This window comes from Streptomyces sp. 1-11 (genome assembly GCF_007176755.1).
Taxonomy (GTDB): Bacteria; Actinomycetota; Actinomycetes; order Streptomycetales; family Streptomycetaceae; genus Streptomyces.
In genome coordinates this window covers 299329-323035 of record NZ_BJTV01000005.1, presented here as the reverse complement: position 1 = coordinate 323035, position 23707 = coordinate 299329, and the positions used below count along the sequence as shown (strand labels likewise).

23 protein-coding genes are annotated in these 23707 nt (G+C 72.7%); 11 read left to right on the top strand and 12 right to left on the bottom strand.

Annotation, left to right across the window (positions count from 1 at the left end; genetic code table 11):
* Positions 1-78: 78 nt before the first annotated feature.
* From TNCT1_RS13380 to galU, 5 genes are all read right to left on the bottom strand, one after another.
* A complete protein-coding gene (locus TNCT1_RS13380) occupies positions 79-735 on the bottom strand; it encodes a GNAT family N-acetyltransferase (RefSeq protein ID WP_143631133.1) in 657 nt (218 codons plus the stop codon).
* Between the two features lie 20 nt (positions 736-755).
* Positions 756-1271, bottom strand: a complete 516-nt coding sequence (locus TNCT1_RS13375; RefSeq protein ID WP_143631131.1) for a molybdenum cofactor biosynthesis protein B — start codon at positions 1269-1271, stop codon at positions 756-758.
* Positions 1268-1780, bottom strand: a complete 513-nt coding sequence (moaC, locus tag TNCT1_RS13370) for a cyclic pyranopterin monophosphate synthase MoaC (protein ID WP_143631129.1) — start codon at positions 1778-1780, stop codon at positions 1268-1270. Before moaC ends, TNCT1_RS13375 begins: the two co-directional genes overlap by 4 nt.
* Positions 1781-1894: 114 nt before the next feature.
* Positions 1895-3217, bottom strand: coding sequence for a gephyrin-like molybdotransferase Glp (glp, locus tag TNCT1_RS13365; RefSeq protein WP_143631127.1), 1323 nt, complete (start codon positions 3215-3217; stop codon positions 1895-1897).
* On the bottom strand, positions 3214-4125 hold the full coding sequence (galU, locus tag TNCT1_RS13360; protein ID WP_143631118.1) for a UTP--glucose-1-phosphate uridylyltransferase GalU: 912 nt from the start codon (positions 4123-4125) through the stop codon (positions 3214-3216). The genes glp and galU overlap by 4 nt, the downstream gene beginning before the upstream one ends.
* Before the next feature lie 95 nt (positions 4126-4220).
* Between galU and TNCT1_RS13355 the strand changes: the two genes are divergently transcribed.
* The gene (locus TNCT1_RS13355; protein WP_143631117.1) at positions 4221-4841 is read left to right on the top strand and encodes a 5-formyltetrahydrofolate cyclo-ligase; all 621 of its coding nucleotides are present in this window, start codon (positions 4221-4223) and stop codon (positions 4839-4841) included.
* A 70-nt stretch (positions 4842-4911) separates the two neighbouring features.
* On the opposite strand, the gene TNCT1_RS13350 is transcribed toward TNCT1_RS13355, so the two are convergent.
* Positions 4912-7788 carry a penicillin acylase family protein gene (locus tag TNCT1_RS13350; protein ID WP_143631116.1) on the bottom strand — a complete coding sequence of 959 codons (2877 nt, stop codon included), beginning with the start codon at positions 7786-7788 and terminating at the stop codon, positions 4912-4914.
* Positions 7789-7990: 202 nt separating this feature from the next.
* On the opposite strand from TNCT1_RS13350, the gene TNCT1_RS13345 reads away from it, so the two are divergent.
* From TNCT1_RS13345 to mscL, 6 genes are all read left to right on the top strand, one after another.
* Positions 7991-9502: a potassium/proton antiporter gene (locus TNCT1_RS13345; protein WP_143631115.1), complete on the top strand. Its 1512-nt coding sequence runs from the start codon at positions 7991-7993 to the stop codon at positions 9500-9502.
* A gap of 281 nt (positions 9503-9783) precedes the next feature.
* A complete protein-coding gene (locus TNCT1_RS13335; RefSeq protein WP_143631114.1) occupies positions 9784-11082 on the top strand; it encodes an MFS transporter in 1299 nt (432 codons plus the stop codon).
* 67 nt (positions 11083-11149) lie between these two features.
* On the top strand, positions 11150-11467 hold the full coding sequence (locus TNCT1_RS13330; protein WP_143631113.1) for an FmdB family zinc ribbon protein: 318 nt from the start codon (positions 11150-11152) through the stop codon (positions 11465-11467).
* Positions 11468-11567: 100 nt separating this feature from the next.
* Positions 11568-12401 (top strand): S-methyl-5'-thioadenosine phosphorylase, encoded by an 834-nt coding sequence (locus TNCT1_RS13325; protein WP_143631112.1) that lies wholly within the window; start codon positions 11568-11570, stop codon positions 12399-12401.
* 403 nt (positions 12402-12804) lie between these two features.
* Positions 12805-13329: a hypothetical protein gene (locus TNCT1_RS13320; RefSeq protein WP_143631111.1), complete on the top strand. Its 525-nt coding sequence runs from the start codon at positions 12805-12807 to the stop codon at positions 13327-13329.
* A 138-nt stretch (positions 13330-13467) separates the two neighbouring features.
* On the top strand, positions 13468-13944 hold the full coding sequence (gene mscL / locus TNCT1_RS13315; protein WP_143631110.1) for a large conductance mechanosensitive channel protein MscL: 477 nt from the start codon (positions 13468-13470) through the stop codon (positions 13942-13944).
* A gap of 73 nt (positions 13945-14017) precedes the next feature.
* On the opposite strand, the gene TNCT1_RS13310 is transcribed toward mscL, so the two are convergent.
* Positions 14018-14194 carry a hypothetical protein gene (locus tag TNCT1_RS13310; RefSeq protein ID WP_143631109.1) on the bottom strand — a complete coding sequence of 59 codons (177 nt, stop codon included), beginning with the start codon at positions 14192-14194 and terminating at the stop codon, positions 14018-14020.
* A 91-nt stretch (positions 14195-14285) separates the two neighbouring features.
* Here TNCT1_RS13310 and TNCT1_RS13305 point away from each other — a divergent pair, with 91 nt between their 5' ends.
* The 4 genes from TNCT1_RS13305 to TNCT1_RS13290 all read left to right on the top strand — a co-directional run bounded on the left by TNCT1_RS13305 (position 14286) and on the right by TNCT1_RS13290 (position 19066).
* Entirely contained in the window at positions 14286-15524 is a 1239-nt protein-coding gene (locus TNCT1_RS13305) for a low temperature requirement protein A (RefSeq protein ID WP_143631108.1), read from the top strand.
* An 85-nt stretch (positions 15525-15609) separates the two neighbouring features.
* Positions 15610-16653 carry a P1 family peptidase gene (locus TNCT1_RS13300; RefSeq protein WP_143631107.1) on the top strand — a complete coding sequence of 348 codons (1044 nt, stop codon included), beginning with the start codon at positions 15610-15612 and terminating at the stop codon, positions 16651-16653.
* Between the two features lie 288 nt (positions 16654-16941).
* A complete protein-coding gene (locus TNCT1_RS13295) occupies positions 16942-18162 on the top strand; it encodes an Ig-like domain-containing protein (RefSeq protein ID WP_174266273.1) in 1221 nt (406 codons plus the stop codon).
* Between the two features lie 157 nt (positions 18163-18319).
* The gene (locus TNCT1_RS13290) at positions 18320-19066 is read left to right on the top strand and encodes a DUF6227 family protein (protein ID WP_143631106.1); all 747 of its coding nucleotides are present in this window, start codon (positions 18320-18322) and stop codon (positions 19064-19066) included.
* A gap of 77 nt (positions 19067-19143) precedes the next feature.
* Here TNCT1_RS13290 and TNCT1_RS13285 read toward each other — a convergent pair whose 3' ends face one another.
* From TNCT1_RS13285 to TNCT1_RS13265, 5 genes are all read right to left on the bottom strand, one after another.
* On the bottom strand, positions 19144-19425 hold the full coding sequence (locus tag TNCT1_RS13285) for a hypothetical protein (RefSeq protein WP_143631105.1): 282 nt from the start codon (positions 19423-19425) through the stop codon (positions 19144-19146).
* 112 nt (positions 19426-19537) lie between these two features.
* On the bottom strand, positions 19538-21649 hold the full coding sequence (locus TNCT1_RS13280) for a fructose-specific PTS transporter subunit EIIC (RefSeq protein ID WP_143631104.1): 2112 nt from the start codon (positions 21647-21649) through the stop codon (positions 19538-19540).
* Complete coding sequence (locus TNCT1_RS13275) at positions 21646-21906, bottom strand: hypothetical protein (RefSeq protein ID WP_143631103.1); 261 nt, start codon at positions 21904-21906, stop codon at positions 21646-21648. Before TNCT1_RS13275 ends, TNCT1_RS13280 begins: the two co-directional genes overlap by 4 nt.
* Complete coding sequence (pfkB, locus tag TNCT1_RS13270; protein WP_143631102.1) at positions 21903-22850, bottom strand: 1-phosphofructokinase; 948 nt, start codon at positions 22848-22850, stop codon at positions 21903-21905. The genes TNCT1_RS13275 and pfkB overlap by 4 nt, the downstream gene beginning before the upstream one ends.
* The gene (locus TNCT1_RS13265) at positions 22847-23608 is read right to left on the bottom strand and encodes a DeoR/GlpR family DNA-binding transcription regulator (protein ID WP_143631101.1); all 762 of its coding nucleotides are present in this window, start codon (positions 23606-23608) and stop codon (positions 22847-22849) included. The genes pfkB and TNCT1_RS13265 overlap by 4 nt, the downstream gene beginning before the upstream one ends.
* Between the last annotated feature and the right edge of the window lie 99 nt (positions 23609-23707).

The window sequence follows — 23707 nt, the reverse complement described above, 5'->3', positions numbered from 1 at the left end:
GACCACGCAAGTCGCGAATTGAATGACGCTTGAAGGGGCACCCGACGGTCAATTTCGAACACATATTCAATTTCCGGGTCACGCGGGATTCCGCGGGGTGTTCTCGTGCCGGGTGTTCTCGTGCCGGGTGTTCTCGTGCCGCCCCCGCCCGGAGCGGGCCCGCTGCCAGCGCCCGAGCAGACCCTCGGGCACCTCCTCCGCCGTGAGCGCGTAGACGAGGTGGTCGCGCCAGGCCCCGTCGATGTGCAGATAACGCGGCCGCAGCCCCTCCTCGCGGAATCCGAGTTTCTCCACGACCCGGCGGCTGGGCCGGTTCTCGGGGCGAATGCAGACCTCCAGGCGGTGCAGGCCGACGGTGCGGAAACAGTGGTCGACCGCGAGCGCGACGGCCGTCGGCATCACCCCGCGCCCGGCCACCGCCTCGTCCACCCAGTACCCGACGTGCCCCGAGCACATCGACCCCCAGGTGATCCCGGCGACCGTCAACTGCCCGACGAGCTGCCCCTGGTACTCGATGACGAACGGCAGCATCCGGCCCGCGTTGGCCTCGGACCTGAGGTGCCTGACCATCTGCCGGTACGTCGGCCGGTGGGTGATCGGCCCGCTCGGTGTGGGCGGCGGGATGGTGGCCTCCCAGGGGCGCAGCCAGTCCCGGTTGCGCCGGTTGACCTCGCGCCAGACCCGCTGGTCGCGCAGCTTTATCGGCCGGAGGACGACATCGCCGTCCGCCAGCACGACGGGCCAGGACGCGCCGTTCAGCTCGCACCCCCGCTGCCGGCCCCGGGTCTGGGGTGGTCACCGCCGCGGAGCTGGTCGACGGCGTGCACCAGCAGCGGCTCCAGGACGGCGAGCCCGTCCCTGACCCCCCCGCTGGAACCCGGCAGATTGACGATCAGCGTCCGCTCCGCCACCCCGGCCAGCCCGCGGGAGAGCGCGGCGGTGGGCACCTTCTCCCGGCCGAACGCCCGGACGGCCTCGGCGATGCCGGGCACCTCGCGGTCGATCACCAGGCGGGTCGCCTCGGGGGTGCGGTCGGTGGGCGAGATGCCGGTGCCGCCGGTGGTCACGACCACGTCGTACCCGGCCGCCACGGCCTCCCGCAGCGCAGCCGCCACCGGATCCCCGTCGGGCACGACCCGCGGCCCGTCGACGGCGAACCCGAGGCCCCTGAGGGCCTCGGCGATCAGTGGGCCGCCCTTGTCCTCGTAGACCCCGGCGGCAGCCCGGTTGGAGGCGGTGACGACCAGCGCGCGGTACGTTCCGCCGCTCATGCCCGGCCCCAGTCGCCCGACTTGCCGCCCGTCTTCTCCTCGACGCGTACGTCCGTGATGACCGCTCCCTTGTCGACCGCCTTGACCATGTCGATCACGGTGAGCGCGGCGACCGTCACCGCGGTGAGGGCCTCCATCTCGACGCCCGTGCGGTCCGTCGTCTTCACGGTGGCCTCGATCCGCACGGCGTCGTCCGCGACCGACAGGTCCAGTTTCACACCGGACACCGACAACGGGTGGCACAGCGGGATGAGGTCGGGGGTGCGCTTGGCGCCCATGATGCCCGCGATGCGCGCGGTGGCCAGGGCGTCGCCCTTGGGGACGCCCTCGCCGCGCAGCAGTTCCACCACCCTGGGCGAGACGAGGACCCGGCCGCTCGCGCGCGCGGTGCGGGCTGTCACGTCCTTGCCGGAGACGTCGACCATGCGGGCCGCGCCCGCCTCGTCGATGTGCGTCAGTCGGTCCTGTGCGGCGGCTCCGGGGGTGTCCCCCCGGGAAGGCTCAGTCATGCTGTGTGGCGCTCCCGGTCCGGGCCCGTGACGGTGCGGTCGCACGGGCCTGCTGTGCGCGACACGGTACCGCCAAGCCGGACCGGGCACCGGGCCAGGACCCCTGGGGGCCGCTCAGCCCAGCAGCACGACCTCGACCTCGGCGCCCGGCTCGACGCGGTCCGCCTCCTCGGGGACGACGATCAGCGCGTCGGCGTGCGCCAGCGCCGCGACGAGGTGGGAACCGGCGCCGCCCACGGGGGTCACCTTGCCGTCGGCGTAGCTGCCGCGCAGGAACTGCCGCCGCCCCTTGGGCGAGCGCAGCGGCGCGTCCGCCGTGAGGGTGGCCCTGGCCCGCGGCCGGTGGACGTCGTCCAGGCCCATCAGGGTGCGGATGGCCGGACGGACGAACAGCTCGAAGGAGACGTACGAGGAGACGGGGTTGCCGGGCAGGGCCAGTAGCGGGGTGTGGTCGGGGCCGATGGAGCCGAAGCCCTGGGGCTTGCCGGGCTGCATGGCGAGCTTGCGGAACTCCACCCCGCTGCCCGGCTCGTCCTCGTCCCCGGCGTACGACAGCGCCTCCTTGACCACGTCGTACGCCCCGACGCTCACCCCGCCGGTGGTGACCAGCAGGTCGGCGCGGATGAGCTGGTCCTCGATGGTGGACCGGAGGACGTCGGCGTCGTCGGCGACGGCGCCGACCCGGTAGGCGATCGCGCCGGCGTCCCGGGCGGCCGCGGTGAGGGCGAAGCTGTTGGAGTCGTAGATCTGGCCGTGGGCCAGTGTCTCGCCGGGCTGGACGAGTTCGCTGCCGGTGGACAGCACGACCACGCGCGGCCGCGGGCGGACCCGCACCGTGCCCCGGCCGATCGCGGCCAGCAGGGCGATCTGGGGCGGGCCGAGGACCGTCCCGGCCTCCAGGGCCAGGGCGCCGGCCTTCACGTCGCTGCCCGTGGCCCGCACGTGCGCGCGTGCCTCGGCGGGCCGGTGCACGCGCACCTGCCCCTCGGCGCCCTCGGGCGCCAGGCTGCGCGACCGCATCCCGGTGACGGGTCCCTCGCCGAGCCCGCCGTCGGTCCACTCGACGGGGACGACGGCCTCGGCGCCGGGCGGCAGCGGGGCGCCGGTCATGATGCGGGCGGCCTGGCCGGGCCCGATCCGCACCGGCGCGCCCGGGCCCGCCGCGACGTCGCCGACGACCTCGAGGACGGCCGGGAACTCCTCACTGGCGCCCTCGACGTCCGCGACCCGCACCGCGTACCCGTCCATGGAGCTGTTGTCGAACGGCGGCAGGGAGACCGGCACCGTGATGTCGTCGACCAGGACGCAGCCCTGGGCGTCGAGCAGTTGCAGCTCGATGGGTTCGAGGGGGCGGACGCCGGCGAGGATGTCCTGCAGGTGGTCGTCCACCGACCACAGGTCGTCCGGGCCGGCGGGGCGGGTCGCGGCGCTGCTCAACGTTGCTGCATCTCCTCGGCTACGTAACTGCGGAGCCAGGTCCGGAAGTCCGGGCCCAGGTCCTCACGTTCGCACGCCAGTCTGACAATGGCACGCAGATAGTCGCCACGGTCGCCGGTGTCGTAGCGGCGGCCCTGGAAGACGACGCCGTGCACCGGGCCGCCGACCTTCTCGTCCTCGGTGAGCTGCTGGAGGGCGTCGGTGAGCTGGATCTCGCCGCCGCGGCCGGGCTCGGTCTTGCGGAGTATGTCGAAGACGTGCGGGTCGAGGACGTAGCGGCCGATGATCGCGTAGTTGGACGGGGCGTCGGCCGGGTCGGGCTTCTCGACCAGGCCGGTCACCTTGACCACGTCGCTGTCGGGGGTGGTCTCCACGGCCGCGCTGCCGTAGAGGTGGATCTGCTCGGGCGCGACCTCCATGAGCGCGACCACACTGCCGCCGTGCCGCTCCTGGACCTCGATCATGCGCTGGAGCAGCGGGTCGCGGGGGTCGATCAGGTCGTCGCCGAGGAGCACGGCGAAGGGCTCCTGGCCGACGTGCGGGGCCGCGCACAGCACGGCGTGGCCGAGGCCCCTGGGGTCGCCCTGGCGCACGTAGTGCATCGTGGCCAGGTCGCTGGACTCCTGCACCTTGGCGAGCCGCTCGGCGTCGCCCTTCTTCTCGAGCGCCGATTCGAGCTCGTAGTTGCGGTCGAAGTGGTCCTCGAGGGGACGCTTGTTGCGTCCCGTGATCATGAGAACGTCGTCGAGCCCCGCCGCCACGGCCTCCTCGACCACGTACTGGATCGCCGGCTTGTCCACGACCGGCAGCATCTCCTTCGGAGTGGCCTTGGTGGCCGGCAGGAACCGGGTGCCGAGGCCCGCTGCGGGAATGACAGCCTTGCTGATCCTGGGGTGCGCCTGAGTCATGGCCGCAACCTTATCCGGTGCCTTTGCGGGGAATCCGCGGCTCCGGCCAATAGGCCCTCATATGAGCAGATTAAGAGAAGGGTGCAGAACGACCAGTGGAACACGACGGACGCGCGGCCGAGTCTGACAAGCGAACGTTGCGGCGGGGGTTCCTCGCGGTGAGGAACGGGTTGCCGGAGGATGTCGTCCGGGCGGCGGCCGACGCGCTGGCCTGGCACGCCCTCGACCTGCCGGAACTGGCGGACGCGCGCACGGTGGCGGCCTACGTCTCCGTCGGCGGGGAGCCCGGCACGCTCGCGCTGCTGGACGCGTTGCGCGCGCGGGGCGTGCGCGTGCTGCTTCCCGCGCTCCTGCCCGACAACGACCTGGACTGGGGCGAGTACACCGGTCCCGGCTCCCTCGCGCGGATTCGACATGGCGGGAAAATGGCCCTGTTCGAGCCCGCCGGCGAGCGTCTCGGCCCGGCCGCGGTGACCGGAGCGGACGTCGTCCTGCTGCCCGGGCTCGCGGTCGACGCGCGCGGGATGCGCCTGGGGCGCGGCGGGGGGTCGTACGACCGGGTGCTCGCGCGTCTGGAGCGCGCGGGCGCGGGGCCGGCGCTGGTGGTGCTGCTCTACGACGCCGAGGTGGTCGACCGGGTTCCGGCGCAGGCCCACGACCGGCCCGTGCACGCGGTGGTGACGCCGTCGGGCGTGCGCCGCTTCACGGGGGCATAGGCCCCTGGTACGGCGGACGGCCCTCCACGCGCGCGTGGAGGGCCGTCCGGGCCGTTCGTGCGTCAGTGCCTCACGGCCTGAGGACGAGGGTGTCGCTCGTGCTCCTGCCGACCGCCGCGTCCGAGAAGGCCCAGGGCAGCAGCTCACCCTTGGCCCACTTGCCGGTCTGGTCCGTGTAGTGCGCGCTGAAGGCGTGCCCGGAGGCGCCGGTCAGGTTGATCCACTTGGACTTGTCGAGGTCGGCGAGGTTGACCACCATCCGCATGGACGGCACCCACACGACGTTGTAGCCGCCGGCGGCGTTCCAGCCGGAGGCGTTGACGGTGGCCTCGCCGCCGCTGAGCTTCCAGGGACCGCGGTTGAGGACGTACTGCAGGGCCTTGGGGCCCGCGGTGCCGAGCGTCTGGTTCTTCAGGAACAGGCGGTGCAGCCGGCCCCAGCTCCAGGTGTCGATGTCCTTGCCGAGCTTGGAGGTCAGCTCCCAGCGGGCGTCGATCATGGCGCGGGCGAACAGGGTGTCGCGGTCGGTCCCCGCGGGGCGCGTGCCCCGCTCGGGCGTCTTCCACCAGTCGCTGTCCGGCTTGTCCATCAGCTTGTTCACGACCTCGAACCAGCGGTCGCCGCCGTCGGGCTGCGCCTGGTCGGCGTCGCGCTCACCGCACTCGCGCACCTTGCCGTCGTCGTCGACCGGCCCGGTGCTGTCGGTCTTGTCGACCCACAGGCACTGGCCCTTGACGCGCAGCTCCTTGGGGAGCTTGTTGCCGAAGGCGAGCTTGAGGATGTTGCGCCAGACGGCGTTGAAGTAGGCGGCGGCCGCGGAGTCGGCGTCCTGGGTGTAGTCCCAGCCCTCCAGCAGCTTCTGGGCGTCGCGGACCGACTTGTCGTCCAGGTTGATCTTCAGCAGCGTGGGCACCAGGCGGCTGGCGATCTGGCTGCTGTTGTCCATCTGCATCTGGCGCATGTCGTCGGTGGAGATCTTGCCGCCGTCCTTGATCTTGTTGTCGATCAGGGAGGTGATGCGCTGACTGCGGGTGCCGTAGCCCCAGTCGGTGGTCAGCGTGTAGGGGTACTTGTCCTTGTCGACCACGGCCTGGTTGGCGGTGACGATGTAGCCGCGCTCGGGGTTGTACTCGTAGGGCAGCTCTTCGTCCTTGATGAAGCCGGTCCAGCGGTACTTGGCGTCCCAGCCGGGCACCGGGACGGAGCCGTCGGCGGCCGAGGAGCGGGTGGGGATCTTGCCGGGCAGCGTGTAGCCGATGTTGTCCTTGGTGTCGGCGTAGATCAGGTTCTGCGAGGGCACGTCGAACAGGGCCGCCGCCGCGCGGAAGTCGCTCCAGTCGGCCGCCTTGTCGAGGGCGAACACGGCGTCCATCGAGGTGCCCCGGTCGAGCGCGGTCCACCTCAGGGCGATGCCGTAGCCGTCGCCGCGGTCGGGGGCCGCGGTGTTGACCGCGGCCCGCCGGCCGACCTGGACGAGTTCGTCGTCGCGGTCGGACAGCAGCGGCATCCCGTCGGCGGTCTGGCGCACGACGATCTTCTTGGACGCACCGCCGGCGACCTTGATGGTCTCCTCACGGGTCTTGAAGGACCGCACCTTGCCGTCGTACAGGTAGCCCTGGCCGGAGAGCTTCTCCAGGTACAGGTCGCTGACGTCGACCCCGGAGTTCGTCATGCCCCAGGCGATGTCCGCGTTGTGTCCGATGATCACACCGGGCATGCCGGCGAAGGTGTAGCCGCTGACGTCGTACTGGCACTTGGCCGAGACGGTGCGGCAGTGCAGGCCCATCTGGTACCAGACGGACGGCAGCGACGCCGACAGGTGCGGGTCGTTGGCGAGCAGCGGCTTCTTGGTGATGGTGTACTTCCCGGCGACCACCCAGGAGTTGGAGCCGATGCCCTGGCCGTTCACGCCGACGGCGGCGGGAACGTTGTCCAGGACCTTGTAGAGGCCCTCCAGCTGGCTGGTGAGGGCGGAGCCGGCGGCGCCCTGGGTCCCAGCGGTGCCCGTGCCCGTCGTGCCCGTGCCCGTCGTGCCCGAGCCCGTCGTGCCCTGGGTTCCGCCCGTGCCCGTGCCCGTCGGACCCGTGCCCGTGCCCGTGGTGCCCGTGCCCGTGGTGCCCTGGGAGCCGGCCGGGGCGCCGCCCTGCTGGAAGGCCCGGGACAGGTCGCTGTACTGCCCCTCCTGCACGATCGGCTTGTTGTGGTCGTAGGGGTAGGCCGGGTAGAGGTCGGCGATCTGCTGGGCGTCCAGGCGGCTGGTCATCAGGGCGCGGTCGATCTCGTCCTGCATGTTGCCGCGCAGGTCCCAGGCCATCGCCTTCAGCCAGGAGACCGAGTCGACCGGGGTCCACTGGGCGGGCCGGTAGTCGTTGGTGAAGCCCAGGGCGGCGTACTCGAGGGAGATGTCCGCGCCGTCCTTGCCCTTGAGATAGGCGTTGACGCCCTTGGCGTAGGCCTGGAGGTACTTCTTCGTGGAGGCCGACAGCTTGCTGTCGTACTCCTGCTTCGCGACCCGGTCCCAGCCGAGCGTGCGCAGGAACTCGTCGTTCTTGACCTGGCTCTTGCCGAACATCTCCGACAGGCGCCCGGAGGTCAGGTGGCGGCGCACGTCCATCTCGTAGAACCGGTCCTGCGCCTGGACGTAGCCCTGCGCCATGAACAGGTCCTCGTCGGAGGACGCGTAGATCTGCGGGATGCCGTTGCCGTCCCGTTTGACGTCGACGGGGCCGGACAGGCCGTCGAGCGTGATCGAGCCCTTGGTCTGCGGGAAGGAGGCGCGGACCGTGCTGATCGACCAGTACGACCCGTAGGCGATGCCGCCGACGAGGGCCAGGACGAGCACCAGCACGAGGAGCTTGGCCTTCCGCCCCTTCTTCCTCCCGGACGTGCTGGGCGCGACACCCGTCGTGGCGGCGTCACCCGTTGTGGCGGTGGTGTTGGGGGGCATCGCTGTCCTTGCTGTCCTAACGCGAGCGGCAGGCGGTCCTGGAGTGCTGGAGCAACCATAGGCGCAGGGCCCGATCGCACTTGACGCGGAGTCGGGAACCGGCATGCACGGACGTTCGATCTTGCCCAGGTAAGCGTCAAGAAAGCGTCAAGAGTTAGGTAAGGTAACGAAGTAACCGGAGAACCAAGGGGAGGAACCGCCGCTGAACGTTCACCACCTCAACCAGCTCCTGCTCGTCTGCTCCGTCGTCCTTCTCGTGGCCGTCGCGGCCGTCCGGATCTCCTCGCGCAGCGGGCTCCCCAGCCTGCTCGTCTACCTGGGGATCGGCGTGGTCATGGGCCAGGACGGCCTGGGTCACGTGGGCTTCAACAGCGCGGCCCTGACCCAGGTCATCGGGTACGCGGCCCTGGTCGTGATCCTCGCCGAGGGCGGTCTCGGCACAAAGTGGAAGGAGATCCGGCCGGTCCTGCCGTCGGCGTCCGTGCTGGCCCTGCTGGGGGTGGGCATCAGCGTCGGCGTCACGGCGGCGGGCGCGCATTACCTGGTGGGCCTGGACTGGCGGATGGCGCTGATCATCGGCGCCGTGGTGTCGTCGACGGACGCGGCGGCGGTCTTCTCGGTGCTGCGGCGCATCCCCCTGCCCGCGCGCGTGACGGCCACGCTGGAGGCCGAGTCCGGCTTCAACGACGCCCCGGTGGTCATCCTGGTCGTCGCCTTCGCCGCGGCCGGCCCGGTCGAGCACTGGTACGTGCTGGTAGGCGAGATAGCCCTGGAACTGGCCATCGGCGCCGCCGTGGGCCTCGCGGTGGGCTGGATCGGCGCCTGGGGCCTGCGGCACGTCGCGCTGCCAGCCTCGGGTCTCTACCCGATCGCCGTCATGGCCATCGCGGTCACGGCCTACGCGGCCGGCGCGCTGGCCCACGGCAGCGGCTTCCTCGCCGTCTACCTCGCCTCGATGATCCTGGGCAACGCGCGGCTCCCGCACTGGCCGGCCACCCGCGGTTTCGCCGAGGGGCTCGGCTGGATCGCCCAGATCGGCATGTTCGTCCTGCTCGGCCTGCTCGTCACCCCGCACGACCTGGGCGACGACATCTGGCCGGCACTGGTCATCGGGCTGGTGCTGACCATGGTGGCCCGCCCGCTGAGCGTGGTGCTGAGCCTCGCCCCGTTCCGGGTGCCGTGGCCGGAGCAGGCGCTGATGTCCTGGGCGGGGCTGCGCGGCGCCGTGCCCATCATCCTGGCGACCATCCCGATGGTGACCGGTGTCGCGGGCAGCCGCCGCATCTTCAACATCGTCTTCGTGCTGGTCGTCGTCTACACCCTGATCCAGGGCCCGACCCTGCCCTGGCTGGCGCGCAAGCTGCGCCTGGGCGAGCAGGGCGAGGCCTCCGACCTCGGCATCGAGTCGGCGCCCCTGGAGCGGCTGCGCGGCCATCTGCTGTCGCTCACGGTCGCCGAGGGCTCCCGGATGCATGGCGTGGAGGTGAGCGAGCTGCGGATGCCGCCGGGCGCCGCCGTCACGCTCGTCGTCCGCGAGGGCAAGTCGTTCGTCCCGCTGCCCACGACGGTGCTGCGGCACGAGGACGAGCTCCTCGTGGTCGCCACCGACCCGGTGCGCGACGCCGCGGAACGGCGGCTGCGCGCGGTCGCGCAGGGCGGCAAGCTGGCGGACTGGCTGGGCACGGACGGGGCCGGGACGGGCGGCTCCCGTTAAGTGCGGGTTTCGTACCGTTCACACCGCCGCCAATCCCAGGTGACAAGCTCGGGTGGTGCGCGTTTTCACAGGCCGGACGGGCGATGATCCCTGTACGATGAAGGCGCACCCTGATCGAACCAACTCTGCCTGACGCAGAGCTGGCGCGACCGTATGGCGGCCGGGTCGCCCCCCACCCATCGTGGGCGCCGGTATCTACCGCAGTTCCGCGCAAGAGGACAGCTCTCGGCGCCCGGACCCGCACGGGACCCGCGCTACCAGGCGGCAGAAAGGCACGGGCCGTGGGACCCACGGTCACCACCACCGACCCGGAGAAGACCTCGCCGGCGCCGCCCCGCCCCGGATACGGACAGCTGCTGCGCACCCGCGGCGCCTGGACGTTTCTGCTCCCCGGCTTCGCGGCGCGCCAGCCGTTCGCGATGCTCACGATCTCCATCGTGCTGCTGGTGCAGCACACCACCGGCTCGTACGGCGCCGCCGGCGCCGCCGCGGCCGCCACCGGCGTCTCCATGGCGCTGTTCGCCCCCTACAGCGGCCGCCTCGCCGACCGCTACGGACAGCGCGCCGTGCTCGTCCCCGGTGTCCTGGTGCACGCGCTGTCGGGCCTGACCCTGACGGCGCTCGCGCTGGCGCACGCGCCCCTGTGGGCGCTGTTCGCGGCGGCCGTGCCGACCGGCGCCTCGGTGCCGCAGGTCGGACCCATGGTGCGCGCCCGCTGGGGCGTGAAGCTCCAGGGCTCCCCGCTGATGTCCACCGCGGCAGCGTTCGAGTCCGTCACGGACGAGCTGACCTTCGTCTTCGGGCCGCTGCTCGCGACCGCGCTGTGCACCGCCGTGACCCCTGCCGCCGGCCTGGTCGCGGAGGCGGCGCTGACCCTGGTCGGCGGCCTGCTCTTCGCCGCGAGCCGGAGCACGCAGCCCTCGGTGGCCACCGCCAGCGGGCACGCGCGCGTGCGGCACGAATCCGCCCTGCGCGTGCCGGGCGTACGCGTGCTGATCGTGACCTTCCTGGGCATCGGCTCGGTCTTCGGCGGCATGCAGGTCTCGCTGGCCGCCTTCACCGAGTCGATCGGCGAGCCCGGCATGAACGGCGTCCTGTACGGCGTCTTCGCCGCGGGCAACATGCTCTCCGGCATCGTCTGCGGCGCGATCGCCTGGAAGGCCGCGCCGCAGCGCCGCCTGGTCCTCGGCTACGCCGCGCTCGCGCTGACCGCGTCCGCGCTGTGGACGGCGCACTCGGCGCTGCCGCTGGCCGGCCTCGGACTGCTGGTCGGCATGTGCATCGCACCGGCCCTGATCACCGGTTACACGCTGGTCGAGAGCCTGGTCCCGGCCGAGTCCCGGACCGAGGCGTTCACCTGGCTGACCGGCGCGGTCGCCCTCGGCCAGGCCGCGGCGGTCACGGTCGCCGGCCAGCTGGAGGACCGGCTGTGGGACGGCGCCGGATTCCTGGTGCCGATGGCCGGCACGGTGCTCGCGCTGATCACCCTGGTGGTCCTGCGTTCGCGGCTGGCCGCCCGCCCGCAGAGCCGCACGGTCGCACGTGGCGTCGGTCACCGAGTCCCCGTCACGGTGGACTGATCCCGGGGAATACGTCACTATGGACCGTCGTTAGCACTCATCGAGTGAGAGTGCCAGGAGGAAGACAGTGCCGACCTACCAGTACCAGTGCACCGAGTGCGGCGAGGGCCTCGAGGCGGTGCAGAAGTTCACGGACGACGCCCTGACCGAGTGCCCTGCCTGTGGTGGCCGCCTGAAGAAGGTGTTCTCCGCGGTCGGCATCGTCTTCAAGGGCTCCGGCTTCTACCGCAACGACTCCCGCGGCTCCTCGTCGAGCAGCAGCCCGGCGTCGAAGCCGTCCTCGTCGTCGGCCGGTTCCTCGTCCGACGCGAAGCCGGCCTCGTCGGCGTCCTCGTCGTCCTCGACGACGTCGTCGTCCGGCTCCACCAGCACCTCCGCGGCCTGAGCCCCCGCTCCCCGGGCCCTGCCGTCCAGTGACGGCGGGGCCTTCGGCATGCCCGGACACCGGCTCCCCCGCTCTGACGCGGGCGGCTAATCTGCTCGTCATGGCGAACGCAGAGATCGGCGTAATCGGCGGCTCGGGCTTCTACTCCTTCCTCGAGGACGTGACCGAGGTCCAGGTGGACACCCCCTACGGGCAGCCCAGCGACTCCCTCTTCCTCGGTGAGCTGGCCGGCCGGCGGGTCGCCTTCCTGCCCCGGCACGGCCGCGGCCACCACCTGCCGCCGCACCGCATCAACTACCGGGCCAACCTCTGGGCCCTGCGCTCGGTCGGCGTCCGCCAGGTGCTCGGACCCTGCGCGGTGGGCGGGCTGCGCCCCGAGTACGGACCGGGCACCCTGCTGGTGCCGGACCAGTTCGTCGACCGTACGAAGTCCAGGACGCAGACCTACTTCGACGGGCTGCCGCTGCCCGACGGCACGGTGCCCAACGTGGTGCACGTGTCCATGGCCGACCCGTACTGCCCCGCCGGGCGCGCCGCCGCGCTCAAGGCGGCACGCGGCCGGGACTGGGAACCGGTGGACGGCGGCACGCTGGTCGTGGTCGAGGGGCCGCGCTTCTCGACCCGGGCCGAGTCGCTGTGGCACCGGGCGCAGGGCTGGTCGGTGGTGGGCATGACCGGTCACCCCGAGGCGGCGCTCGCCCGTGAACTGGAGCTCTGCTACACCTCGCTGACCCTGGTCACCGACCTGGACGCGGGTGCGGAGAGCGGTGAGGGCGTCTCGCACGAGGAGGTGCTCGAGGTGTTCGCGGCCAACGTCGACCGGCTGCGGGAAGTGCTGTTCGACGCGGTGGCGGCACTGCCGGAGACCGGGGCGCGGGACTGTCTGTGCGTGAACGCGCTGGGGGGCATGAACCCGGGCTTCGATCTGCCGTGAGCTGAGGGCGGTGGCCGGCGGTGCCTGGCGCTGGGCGGCGCCCGGCGCTGAACGGGGCCGGCGGCGTTGGACGGTGCCCGGCGTGGAACGGCGCGGGCGCGCTGGCAGATGCCCGGCGCTGAACGGGGTTGGCGGCGCTGAACGGTGCGCCCCGGCCGCCCGGACGGTGCCGGGTGCCGAGCGGTGCCGGCGGCGATCACCCGTGCGGGTGGGCGAGTTGTCCACAGGCCGCCGTTCGTCCACCGGCGCCGGCAGGGTCCGGCGGGAGCCGTCATCGTGGCAGCGCAAGCCGATTCCCTCGTCGCCGGCGGTGATCCCCATGGCTCTGGCCTCGTCCTACCCCGCTCCTCACGCCCCCTCTCCCCGACCCCAACGCTCCCCGGCCCCGCCGCCCGCCGTCCCGATGCCCCGTCCGCTGGGCACCGACGCCCCGGCGACCCGCGAGGTGCCGCCCTTCGCCCCGGTACGGGTGCGCGGCGGGCGGTACGGGCTGGAGCGACTCGTGCGGCGCCGCGGGCGGGCCCTGGCGGCCGGGCTCGTCGTGACCGCGGCCGCGCTGGTGGCGGCGGGTCCGCGGACCGCGGGCGAGCCGCACCGGGCCGACCGGGCCCGTGGGCATCCGGTCACCCGCTCCGCACCGGCCCCTCGCGCGCCGGACCCGGTGACGGCACCGGTGCGGATCGCCGACGCCGCCACCGTGCGGCTGCTGCGGCCCGGTGACCGGGTGGACGTCATCGCCGCCGGGGACGCGTCGGCCGGGGGCGCCGCCCGGGTGCTCGTGCGCGGGGCCCGGGTGACCGAGGTGCCCGAGCCCCTGGCGGAAGCGGCCGAGAACGGGGCCCTGGTCGTGCTGTCGGTACCGCGGTCCACCGCCGCGCGGCTGGTCGGCGCGAGCGCCAATGCGCGGCTGGCGGTGACGCTGTGCTGATCCGTGCGGCCCGTCGCGCTTTCAGTCGGTTCTTCCGACAGTGGGACAAGCTGCGGAATTGGACATGGGGACCCCACCGTGCCGTAGGTTGCGGAGCGTTTTGTTCCGCGCCCTGTGCATGTGAGGAGTGCCCCCGAGGTGATCGAGAAGAAGGAACCCACCGTCTGGGAGGGCTTCAAGGCCTTTCTGATGCGCGGGAACGTCATCGACCTCGCTGTCGCGGTGGTGATCGGCGCCGCGTTCACGAACATCGTCAACTCGGTGGTGAAAGGGCTCATCAACCCGCTGGTCGGGAGGATCGGCACGAAGAACCTCGATCACTACTACTCCTGCCTGAAGGCACCGTGCGTGGTGAACGCGGACGGGTCGGTGAAGAGCGGTCTGCCGATCATGTGGGGCTCGGTCGCCGGGGCCACGCTCAGCTTCGTGATCACCGCGGCGGTGGTCTACTTCCTCATGGTCCTGCCGATGGCGAAGTACCTGGCACGGCAGGAGGCCCGCAAGAAGGCGCGCGAGGGCACGCAGGAGGTCATCGACGTGACCGAGCTGGAGGTGCTCAAGGAGATCCGCGACGCGCTGGTCGCGCAGCGCGCGGCGGGGCGCGACGAGCGCTAGCGGCGCCGTGCCGGGCGACCCGGGCGGCGGCGGGTCACTGCCCGCGGCCTCCGACGGCCGGGCCGCCGGGGGATCAGATGTGGTGCGGCGGCTTCTCGTCGAGGAAGCGCTTCAGGTCGGCGGCGCTGTCGCCGTCGGGGCGCTCCCCCCAACCGCGGTCGGTGTCGTCCGAGCTCTGCCGGCTCAGCGGGTCGTCGAAGATCAGCGCGGCCTTGGGGTCGCGCTCCTCGGGCTCGGGGGTGCTGCTCATGTCTCAAGGGTACGGCCCCGGTCCGCCGCCCTCCCCGGCTCGTGAACCCGTTCACAAGCTTCCGTCCCCATTTTCTGCTGTCCTGGGAGACATGATGTCGAGCTCCACTCCACCGCCCGCCCCGCCGGGCGCACGGCAGCCCGAGAGGCTCCTGCGCCGGCTCACCGCGCGCGGGCGCGAGGAGGCCCACCGGGTCTCCTCTCCCTTGGAGCTCCTCTTCGACCTGTGCTTCGTCGTGGCCATCGCCCAGGCGGGCGCCCAGCTCGTGCACACGGGGACCGCGGGGCACGTGGCCCAGGGGATCCTGAACTACGCGACGGTCTTCTTCGCCATCTGGTGGGCCTGGATGAACTTCTCCTGGTTCGCCTCGGCGTACGACAACGACGACGCGCTCTACCGGGTCGTCACCCTCGGGCAGATCGCCGGTGTGCTGGTGCTGGCCGCGGGCGTCGCCCCAGCGTTCGAGCGCCATGACTACCTGGTGGTCTGGCTGGGCTATGTGATCATGCGGCTCGCGATGACCGCGCAGTGGCTGAGAGCGGCCAGGGCGGCCGAGGGCGCGGAGCGGACCACGGCGCTCAGATACGCGGGCGGTGTGCTGCTGTGCCAGGTCGGCTGGCTCGGACTGGTGCTGCTGCCCGAACCCGCCCGGCTCTGGGTGTTCCTGGTGATGGCCGTCGCCGAGCTGTGCGTGCCGGTCTACGCGGAGAAGGACCACGGGACGTCCTGGCACGCGCACCACATCGCCGAGCGCTACGGTCTGTTCACGATCATCGTGCTGGGCGAGACGGTCGCGGCGGCCACGGTCGCCGTGAAGTCGGCGGTGGACGAGCACGATGCGCTGGGTGAACTGCTGCCCATCGCGGCGGGCGGCCTGCTGATCGTCTTCTCCGCGTGGTGGATCTACTTCGTGGTGCCCATCCACGGCCATCTGCGTTCCAGCACCCAGGCGTTCCTGTGGGGCTACGGCCACTACCTGATCTTCGCCTCGGCCGCCGCGATCGGCGCCGGTCTCGAAGTGGTGGTGGAGCAGACGGTCGGCAAGGCGCACATCTCGACGCTGTCCGCCTCGGCGGCCGTGACGCTGCCGACCGCGCTGTACCTGCTGACGGTGTGGGCGCTGCACGCACGGCACTTCAAGGCCGGCATCAGCCAGCAGCTCGTGCTCCCGGTCACGGCGCTGCTGGTGATCTGCTGCACCTTCCTGGGCGAGTGGGCGGTGCTCGCGGCGGGGCTGGTGTCGGCGGCCTCGGTGGCGGCCGGGGTGACCCTGACGGCGCGCCGCGTCTCCCGCGCGCGGCAGACGGGCGCCACCGCCCCGGCCGCCTGACCCCGCCGCGCCCGACCCCACCGCACCCGGGCCCGCCGCCCGGCCTGCGGCCGCGCCCTGGCCAAGGTGGGACACACTGGCCCGCATGACAGTCGACGCTCTGACGGATGTCACCGGACTGCGGGTGGGGCACGCCACCCGCGCCGGGGACGGCTGGCTCACCGGCACCACGGTCGTCCTCGCGCCCGAGGGCGGCGCCGTCGCCGGCGTGGACGTGCGCGGCGGCGGCCCCGGCACCAAGGAGACCGACGCCCTCGACCCGCGCAACATGGTGCAGCGGGTGGACGCCGTGGTGCTGACCGGCGGCAGCGCCTACGGACTCGACTCGGCGTCCGGGGTGATGGCCTGGCTGGAGGAGCGGGGACGCGGGGTGCCGGTGGGGGCGGATCCGGCGCACGTGGTGCCGGTGGTCCCCGCCGCTTGCGTCTTCGACCTGGGCCGGGGCGGGAACTTCCGGGCCCGTCCGGACGCGGCGACGGGGCGGGCGGCGGTGGAGGCCGCCGCGGCGAGCGCTCCGGGCGCCAAGGTGCCCGAGGGGTCGGTCGGGGCCGGTACCGGCGCCGTGGCGGGCGGGATGAGGGGCGGGGTGGGCACCGCGAGCACGGTCCTGGAGTCGGGCGTGACCGTGGCCGCGCTGGTGGTCGTGAACTCCGTGGGGTCCGTGGCGGATCCCGGAACGGGGGTGCTCTACGGGGAGCTGTTCCAGGGGCGGGTGGAGTACCCGGAGGCGCGGGTGCACGAGGCGGCGCGCGGTCGCCTCGCGGAGGCGGCGGCGCGGAACGCGCCCCCGCCGCTCAACACGACGCTCGCGGTGGTCGCGACCGACGCGGACCTCACCAAGGCGCAGGCGCAGAAGCTCGCGGGCACTTCCCACGACGGCATCGCGCGGGCCGTGCGGCCGGTGCACCTGCTGCACGACGGCGACACGGTGTTCGCGCTGGCGACGAGCGCCCGCCCGCTCGGCGGCGGGCGCCCGCTGGACCTGAACGGCGTCCTCGCGGCCGGCGCGGACGTGGTCACGCGCGCGATCGTCCGGGCCGTGCGCGCCGCCGAGCCGTTCTCGGGGCCGGGCGGAGCGTGGCCGTCGTACGGGGAGCTGTACGGCGGACGGCGGACGGCGGACGCTTAGGGCCGGCTGCGGCAGTGGCCTCGTCGCCCGAAGGGCGGCCGTGCCGGGCGTCGCGCAACACTCGTCGCCCGACGGGCGGCCGTGCCGGGCGTCGCGCAACACTCGTCGCCCGACGGGCGGCCGTGCCGGCGGCGAGGCCGCGCGAGCGTGACTTCCGGGTGCGGATTGTCGCGGTTCCGTCACCGGATGACCTCAACGGACGTCCGGCCGGAACCTCTCCGGCGCCGGTGGGCTCTTCTCCCATGCACTGGAACGGATCAAGCACATCACACGAACTGGGAGCAGCCCGTGACTAGGCCGGACATCGCAACGCGGCGCGTACTGGGGGCCTGTGCCGCCCTGATGGTCGGCGCCCTCACCCTGACGGCCTGCGGCGGCGACGCCAGCGCCACCGGGGAGGACGGGAAGGACGGCAAGGGCACGGCCACGACATCGGCCGCCAGGATCGTGATCTCGGCCAAGGACGGCTCGACCGGCGCGTCCATCAACGCCACCGGCGTCAAGGTCAGCGACGGGCGGCTGACCGACGTGAAGCTGACGGTGTCGGGGTCCGGCCAGGCGGTGCCGGGCGTGATCTCGGCGGACGGCCGCACCTGGAAGCCGAAGCAGCAGCTCGAGCGCGGCACGAAGTACCGGATAGCGGCGACCGCCAAGGACGGCGACGGTCGCACGGCCGCGGCCAACTCCATCTTCACCACCGTCTCCTCGGCGAACAGCTTCATCGGCACCTACACGCCGGACAACGGCACCACGGTCGGTGCGGGCATGCCGGTGTCCTTCACCTTCGACAAGTCGATCACCGACCGCAAGGCGGTGCAGTCGCACATCACGGTCGCCTCCAGCAGCGGTCAGCAGGTCGTGGGCCACTGGTTCGGGGACCGACGGCTGGACTTCCGGCCGCAGGAGTACTGGAAGGCCGGCTCCAAGGTCACGATGAGGATCGACCTGGACGGGGTGCAGGGCGCGAACGGCGTCTACGGCGTGCAGAAGAAGACGGTGACCTTCACCGTCGGGCGCTCGCAGGTCTCGACGGTGGACGTCGGCACCCAGACCATGACGGTGGTGCGCGACGGCCGGACGGTCAAGACCCTGCCGATCTCCGCGGGCAGCCCGCAGCACACCACGTACAACGGGCAGATGGTGATCTCCGAGAAGTTCGTGCAGACCCGGATGAACGGCTCGACGGTCGGCTTCGGCGGGGAGTACGACATCTCGGACGTGCCGCACGCGATGCGGCTCACCTCGTCCGGCACCTTCATCCACGGCAACTACTGGTACAACAAGGGCAACCCGCCGTTCGGCCGGGAGGGCACCAGCCACGGCTGCGTGGGCCTCGCGGACGTGCAGGGGGCGCAGGGCGACACCACGGCCAAGTGGTTCTACGACAACTCGCTCGTCGGGGACGTCGTGATAGTGAAGAACTCCCCCGACAAGACGGTGGCGCCGGACAACGGCCTCAACGGCTGGAACCTGTCGTGGAGCGACTGGACCGCGGGAAATGCCGCGTGACCGGCGGGTTTTGACGGTACGTGGGGCCGCGCGGGAACTTTTCGCGCGGCTTTCGCGTTTTCAAGACATACGTTTTCTCGGATCGGGGACAAGATGTCCGACCGAGGGGCTACGGTATGCACCCACCAGGTGACATGCAGCAACGCCGGGAGAAACCTTGAGCGTTCCGTACGAGACGGCAGCGTACGAACCAGCCGAGTCGCCCGAGTCTCCGGAGGAGCATCTCGCGCGGCTCCTCGGCCGTGCCCTGAACTCCTTCGAGCTGCCCGACGAGGTGCTCCGGCTGCTGGAGTGCGCCCTGGCGCACGACAGCTCCCTGCACTCCGCCCATCACAGCGCGGGGCTGCACCGGGAGACCTACCGGCACACCTGGCTGCTCGCGGACGGCTCGGCGGTGACCCTGTGGGAGTTGGTGCACAACACCGCGCCGGGCGGCGAGGCGCAGCACGAGGTCTACGTCGACGAGGAGGAGCTGCACACCGCCACCGGCCGGCTCGCACTCCCGCCGGACGCGCCGGACTTCGAACTGCCCGTGGTGACGCAGCTGTCCGCGATACCCGAGCCCCGGCACGTGTACGCCCCGGACGACACGGCGGACCACGCGCGCCGGCTGCTGCGCCGTGCGGAGAACCCCGACCGGCCGGGAGCGGACGTGGCGGCCCTGCTGGCGACGGCGTCCGCGCACCAGATCACGCAGGCCTTCGGGCGCCCCGGCCGGGCCGGACGGGCACAGCTGAGCTTCGCGCTGTACGAGCACGCGTTCCTGCTGCCCGACGGCCGCGAGGTCTCCCTGTGGGAGGTGGAGCACACGGCGACGCCCGACGGGCGGCACATGTGCGAGGTCTACCCGACCCAGGACGCGGCCCGGGACGCCATGGAGCGGCGGGCGGCCCGACAGGTCTGAGGCCCGCCGGCACCACGGGCCCGCGGTTTCCCGCACGGAATGGTCCGGGCCCTGCGGTCCGGCCGCGCCGGGGTCCCTCAGCGGCCGCCGAGTCGCCGTACCAGGCCGGCGAAGGCGTCCTGCTCCTCAGGGGTCAGCTCGACGGACTCCCGCGAGGGCCCGGCCTGCGGCTGGTCCGGGAGAGCGGGGAGAACCGGGACGACCGGAAGCACGGGGAGGGCGAAGGCCCGGCGCCTTTCGGCGGCGGCCTCGACACGGAAGCGGCGCAGCAGCCGCATCACGATGACGGCCCAGACGACGCCCGCGGCGGTGAGGACGGCCGCGCCGGTCAGCTGGAGTGTCGAGGCGTGCTCAGGCATGCCTCCCAGTAGACACCACGGCCCGGGACTTTGGCCCCGGACCGTGACGTATCTCGCAGGTGCCGTGAACAACTCACAGCGCATCAAAGGGACAAGAGGTGCCCGCTCCCCCTCAGGCGGCGACCACCTGCTCGGTCTCCCGGGCCGCCGTGGCGGGACCGGCGGCGGTGTCACCGGCGGTGGTCCCGGGGACCGGCCGGCGCATGCCCTTGAGGACGACGACCAGGGCCGCGGTGACACAGACGCCGGCCGCGACGGCGATCAGGTAGAAGAACGGGTTGCCGATCAGCGGGACCACGAAGATGCCGCCGTGCGGGGCGCGCAGGGTGGCGCCGAAGGTCATCGACAGTGCGCCGGTGAGCGCGCCGCCCACCATGGCGGACGGGATGACCCGCAGCGGGTCCGCGGCGGCGAACGGGATCGCTCCCTCGGAGATGAAGGAGGCGCCCAGCACCCAGGCGGCCTTGCCGTTCTCGCGCTCGGTCTGCGTGAAGAGCTTGCCGCGCACGGTCGTGGCCAGGGCCATCGCCAGCGGCGGGACCATGCCGGCGGCCATCACGGCGGCCATGATCTTCATCGCGGAGTCGCTCGGGTCGGCGACGGCGATGCCGGCCGTGGCGAAGGTGTAGGCCACCTTGTTCACCGGGCCGCCCAGGTCGAAGCACATCATCAGGCCGAGCAGCCCGCCGAGCAGGACGGCGTTGGCGCCGGTGAGGCCGTTCAGCCAGTCGGTCATGCCCTTCTGGGCGGAGGCGATGGGCTTGCCGATCACGACGAACATCAGGAATCCGACGATCGCCGAGGAGATCAGCGGGATCACCACCACCGGCATGATGCCGCGCAGTGCCGCGGGGATCCTGACCCGCTGGATCGCCATCACCACCCCGCCGGCGATCAGACCGGCCACGAGGCCGCCGAGGAAGCCCGCGTTGATCGTCAGCGCGATGGACCCGCCCACGAAGCCCGGCACGAGACCGGGGCGGTCGGCCATGCCGTAGGCGATGTAGCCGGCCAGGACCGGGACGAGGAAGGCGAAGGCCACGCCGCCGATCTGGAACAGCAGCGCGCCCCAGCTGTCGCCCTGGGTCCACACGAAGTGGTCCATCACCGAGGGCGCCTTGTTGATCTTGTAGCCGCCGATCGCGAAGCCGAGGGCGATCAGCAGACCGCCCGCGGCGACGAACGGGACCATGTAACTGACGCCGCTCATCAGCCACTTGCGGAGCTTGGTGGCGTAGCCCTCGCGCGAGTCACCGGTCCGCTCGACGGGCGTGCCCGCGGGGGCGGCCGAGGTGACCTCGCCGTGCGCGGCCTTCTGACGGACCTCGGTGATGAGTTCGCCGGGCCGGTTGATGCCCGCCTTCACCCCGACGTCGACGGTCGGCTTGCCCGCGAAGCGGTCCTTGTCGCGCACGGGGACGTCGTGCGCGAAGATCACGCCGTCCGCAGCCGCGATCACCGCCGGGTCCAGCCGGGTGAAGCCGGCCGAGCCCTGCGTCTCCACGACCACCTCGGCGCCCGCCTCACGGCCCGCGTTCTCCAGCGACTCGGCCGCCATGTAGGTGTGGGCGATGCCGGTCGGGCAGGAGGTGACGGCGACGATGCGGAAGGGCCGCTGCCCGGCGGGCTCGTCCGGGACGGAACCCGTGCCGGGGGCGGATGCGGGTGCCGCGGCGTCCGCAGCGCCGGCGTCCGCCGGTTCCGGCGTGCCGGCCGCCGTGGCGCCGGAGGAGGCCGCCTCCGGCGCCACGGCGGTGTCCTCGGGGGTCACGTCGGCCGGCGCCCGGTCACCGCGGATGAGCGCCGCAGCCGTGTCCGCGGCGCCCACCGACCGCAGCGCGTCGGTGAACTCGGCGTTCATGAGCTGCCGGGCCAGCGACGACAGGATCGTCAGATGCGCGTCGTCGGCGCCGGCCGGGGCGGCGATCAGGAAGATCAGGTCGGCGGGGCCGTCCGGCGCGCCGAAGTCGATGCCGGCGGCGCTGCGGCCGAAGGCGAGCGTCGGCTCGGTGACGTGGGCGCTGCGGCAGTGCGGGATGCCGATGCCGCCGTCGAGGCCGGTGGGCATCTGCGCCTCGCGGGCGGCCACGTCGGCGAGGAAGCCGTCCAGGTCGGTCACCCGGCCGAGGGCCACCATGCGCTCGGCGAGTGCGTGCGCCGCCGCTTCCTTGGTGTCGGCGGACAGGTCGAGGTCGACCAGGTCCGCGGTGATCATGTCGCTCATCGCGGGCTCCAATGCACGCGTATCGCCCGGGGAGTGGGGTGGGCGAGGGTGGGGACGGGGGTGCGGTCGGGGGAGGCTTCGGGACGGGTGGAGCGGGGGCCGGGCCGGCCGTGGCTCCGGGGGGCCGTCGCGGCGGACGCCGGAGCGGCCTGCCGTTCGGGCCTGGTCGGGGCGGGGAGGTCCGGGTGGCTGGGCCGGGGGCTGCCGCCCAGGTGCCTGCCGCCGGGGCGGGTGCAGCGGAAGGTCAGGTCGGTCATGTCACGGGCTCCGTGAGTTCGCGGTCGACGGGGACGTCGGCCGTGACCGTGACCGCCGCCGGGTCCAGGTCGGCGGGGGCCGGCATGACGCTGCCGGGGAGCTGCACGGCGGCGGCGCCGTGGGCGACGGCGGAGGCGAGGGCCCTCGGGCCGCTGCCGCCGGCGATCAGGAAGCCGGCGAGGGAGGAGTCGCCCGCGCCCACGTTGCTGCGGACGGCGCGCACCCGCGCGCTGCCGAACCAGGCGCCGGTGCCGTCCACCAGCAGCTGGCCGTCGGCGCCCAGGCTGGCGAGCACGGCGCCCGCGCCCATCCCGCGCAGTTCCTCGGCCGCCTTCAGGGCGTCGCCCACGGTCGCCAGGGGGCGCGCGACGGCTTCCGCGAGCTCCTCGGCGTTGGGCTTCACCACGTCGGGCCGGGCGCGCAGCGCCTCCTGCAGCGCACGCCCCGAGGTGTCCAGGGCGATGCGCGCGCCCCCGGCGTGCGCTCGGGTGACGACGTCGGCGTACCAGGAGGGCGCCAGACCGCGGGGGAGGCTTCCGCAGCACGCGATCCAGTCGGCGTCGCGCGACTGCTCGCGGACGGTGTCCAGGAGCAGTTCCTGCTCGGCGGGCGACAGGTCGGGGCCCGGCGCGTTGATCTTGGTCAGCACTCCGTCCGCCTCGGCCAGCGCGATGTTGGAACGAGTGGCCCCGGCGACCGGGACCGGCGCGACCTCGATGCCCTGGGCGTCGAGCAGTTCGGCGACCAGCGCGCCCGGCGCACCGCCCAGGGGCAGGACGGCGACCGTGCGCCGGCCGGCGGCCGCCACGGCGCGCGAGACGTTGACGCCCTTGCCGCCGGGGTCCATGCGCTCACCGGTGGCGCGGATGACGTCGCCGCGCTGCAAGGAGGGCACCTCGTAGGTGCGGTCGAGGGACGGGTTGGGGGTGACGGTGAGGATCATGCGCGTACTACTTCCGTGCCGCCGCGCTCGATGACGTCGGCGTCGTCTTGGCTCAGCCCGCTGTCGGTGATCAGCAGGTCCACGTCGCTCAGGCCGCCGAAGCGGGCGAAGTGCTCCTGGCCGTGCTTGGCGGAGTCGGCGAGGAGGACCACGCGGCGCGCGGCGGCGACGGCCGCCCGCTTGACCGCGGCCTCGGCGAGGTCGGGGGTGGTCAGTCCGTGCTCGGCGGAGAAGCCGTTGGCGGCGACGAACAGCACGTCGGCGCGGATCTCCCCGTACGCGCGCAGCGCCCAGGCGTCCACGGCGGCCCGCGTGCGGTGCCGCACCCGGCCGCCGACCAGGTGGAGCTGGATACCGGGGTGGTCGGCCAGGCGGGCGGCGATGGGCAGGCTGTGCGTGACGACGGTGAGGGCGGACTCCAGCGGGATCGCGGCGGCCACGCGGGCCACCGTCGTGCCGGCGTCGAGGATCACCGTGCCCTCGGCGGGCAGTTCGGCGAGGGCCGCCTTGGCGATGCGGTCCTTCTCGTCGGCGGCGGTCGACTCGCGCTCGGTGAGATCGGGCTCGAAGTCGAGGCGGCCCACGGGGATGGCTCCGCCGTGCACGCGGCGGACGAGGCCGGCCCGGTCGAGCGCCTTCAGATCGCGGCGGATCGTCTCCGCCGTCACCTGGAACTCCTCGGCCAGCGACAGCACGTCCACCCGGCCGCCGTCGCGCGCGAGGCGGAGGATCTCCTGCTGCCGCTCCGGTGCGTACATGCCCGTTTACCTCCACCTCATGCCCGAACGTGTGGTTTCGATTCGAGGCTACGCCCGGCTTTCGGGAAAGTAAACAAGTTCGGGCGGCATTCGGGCATG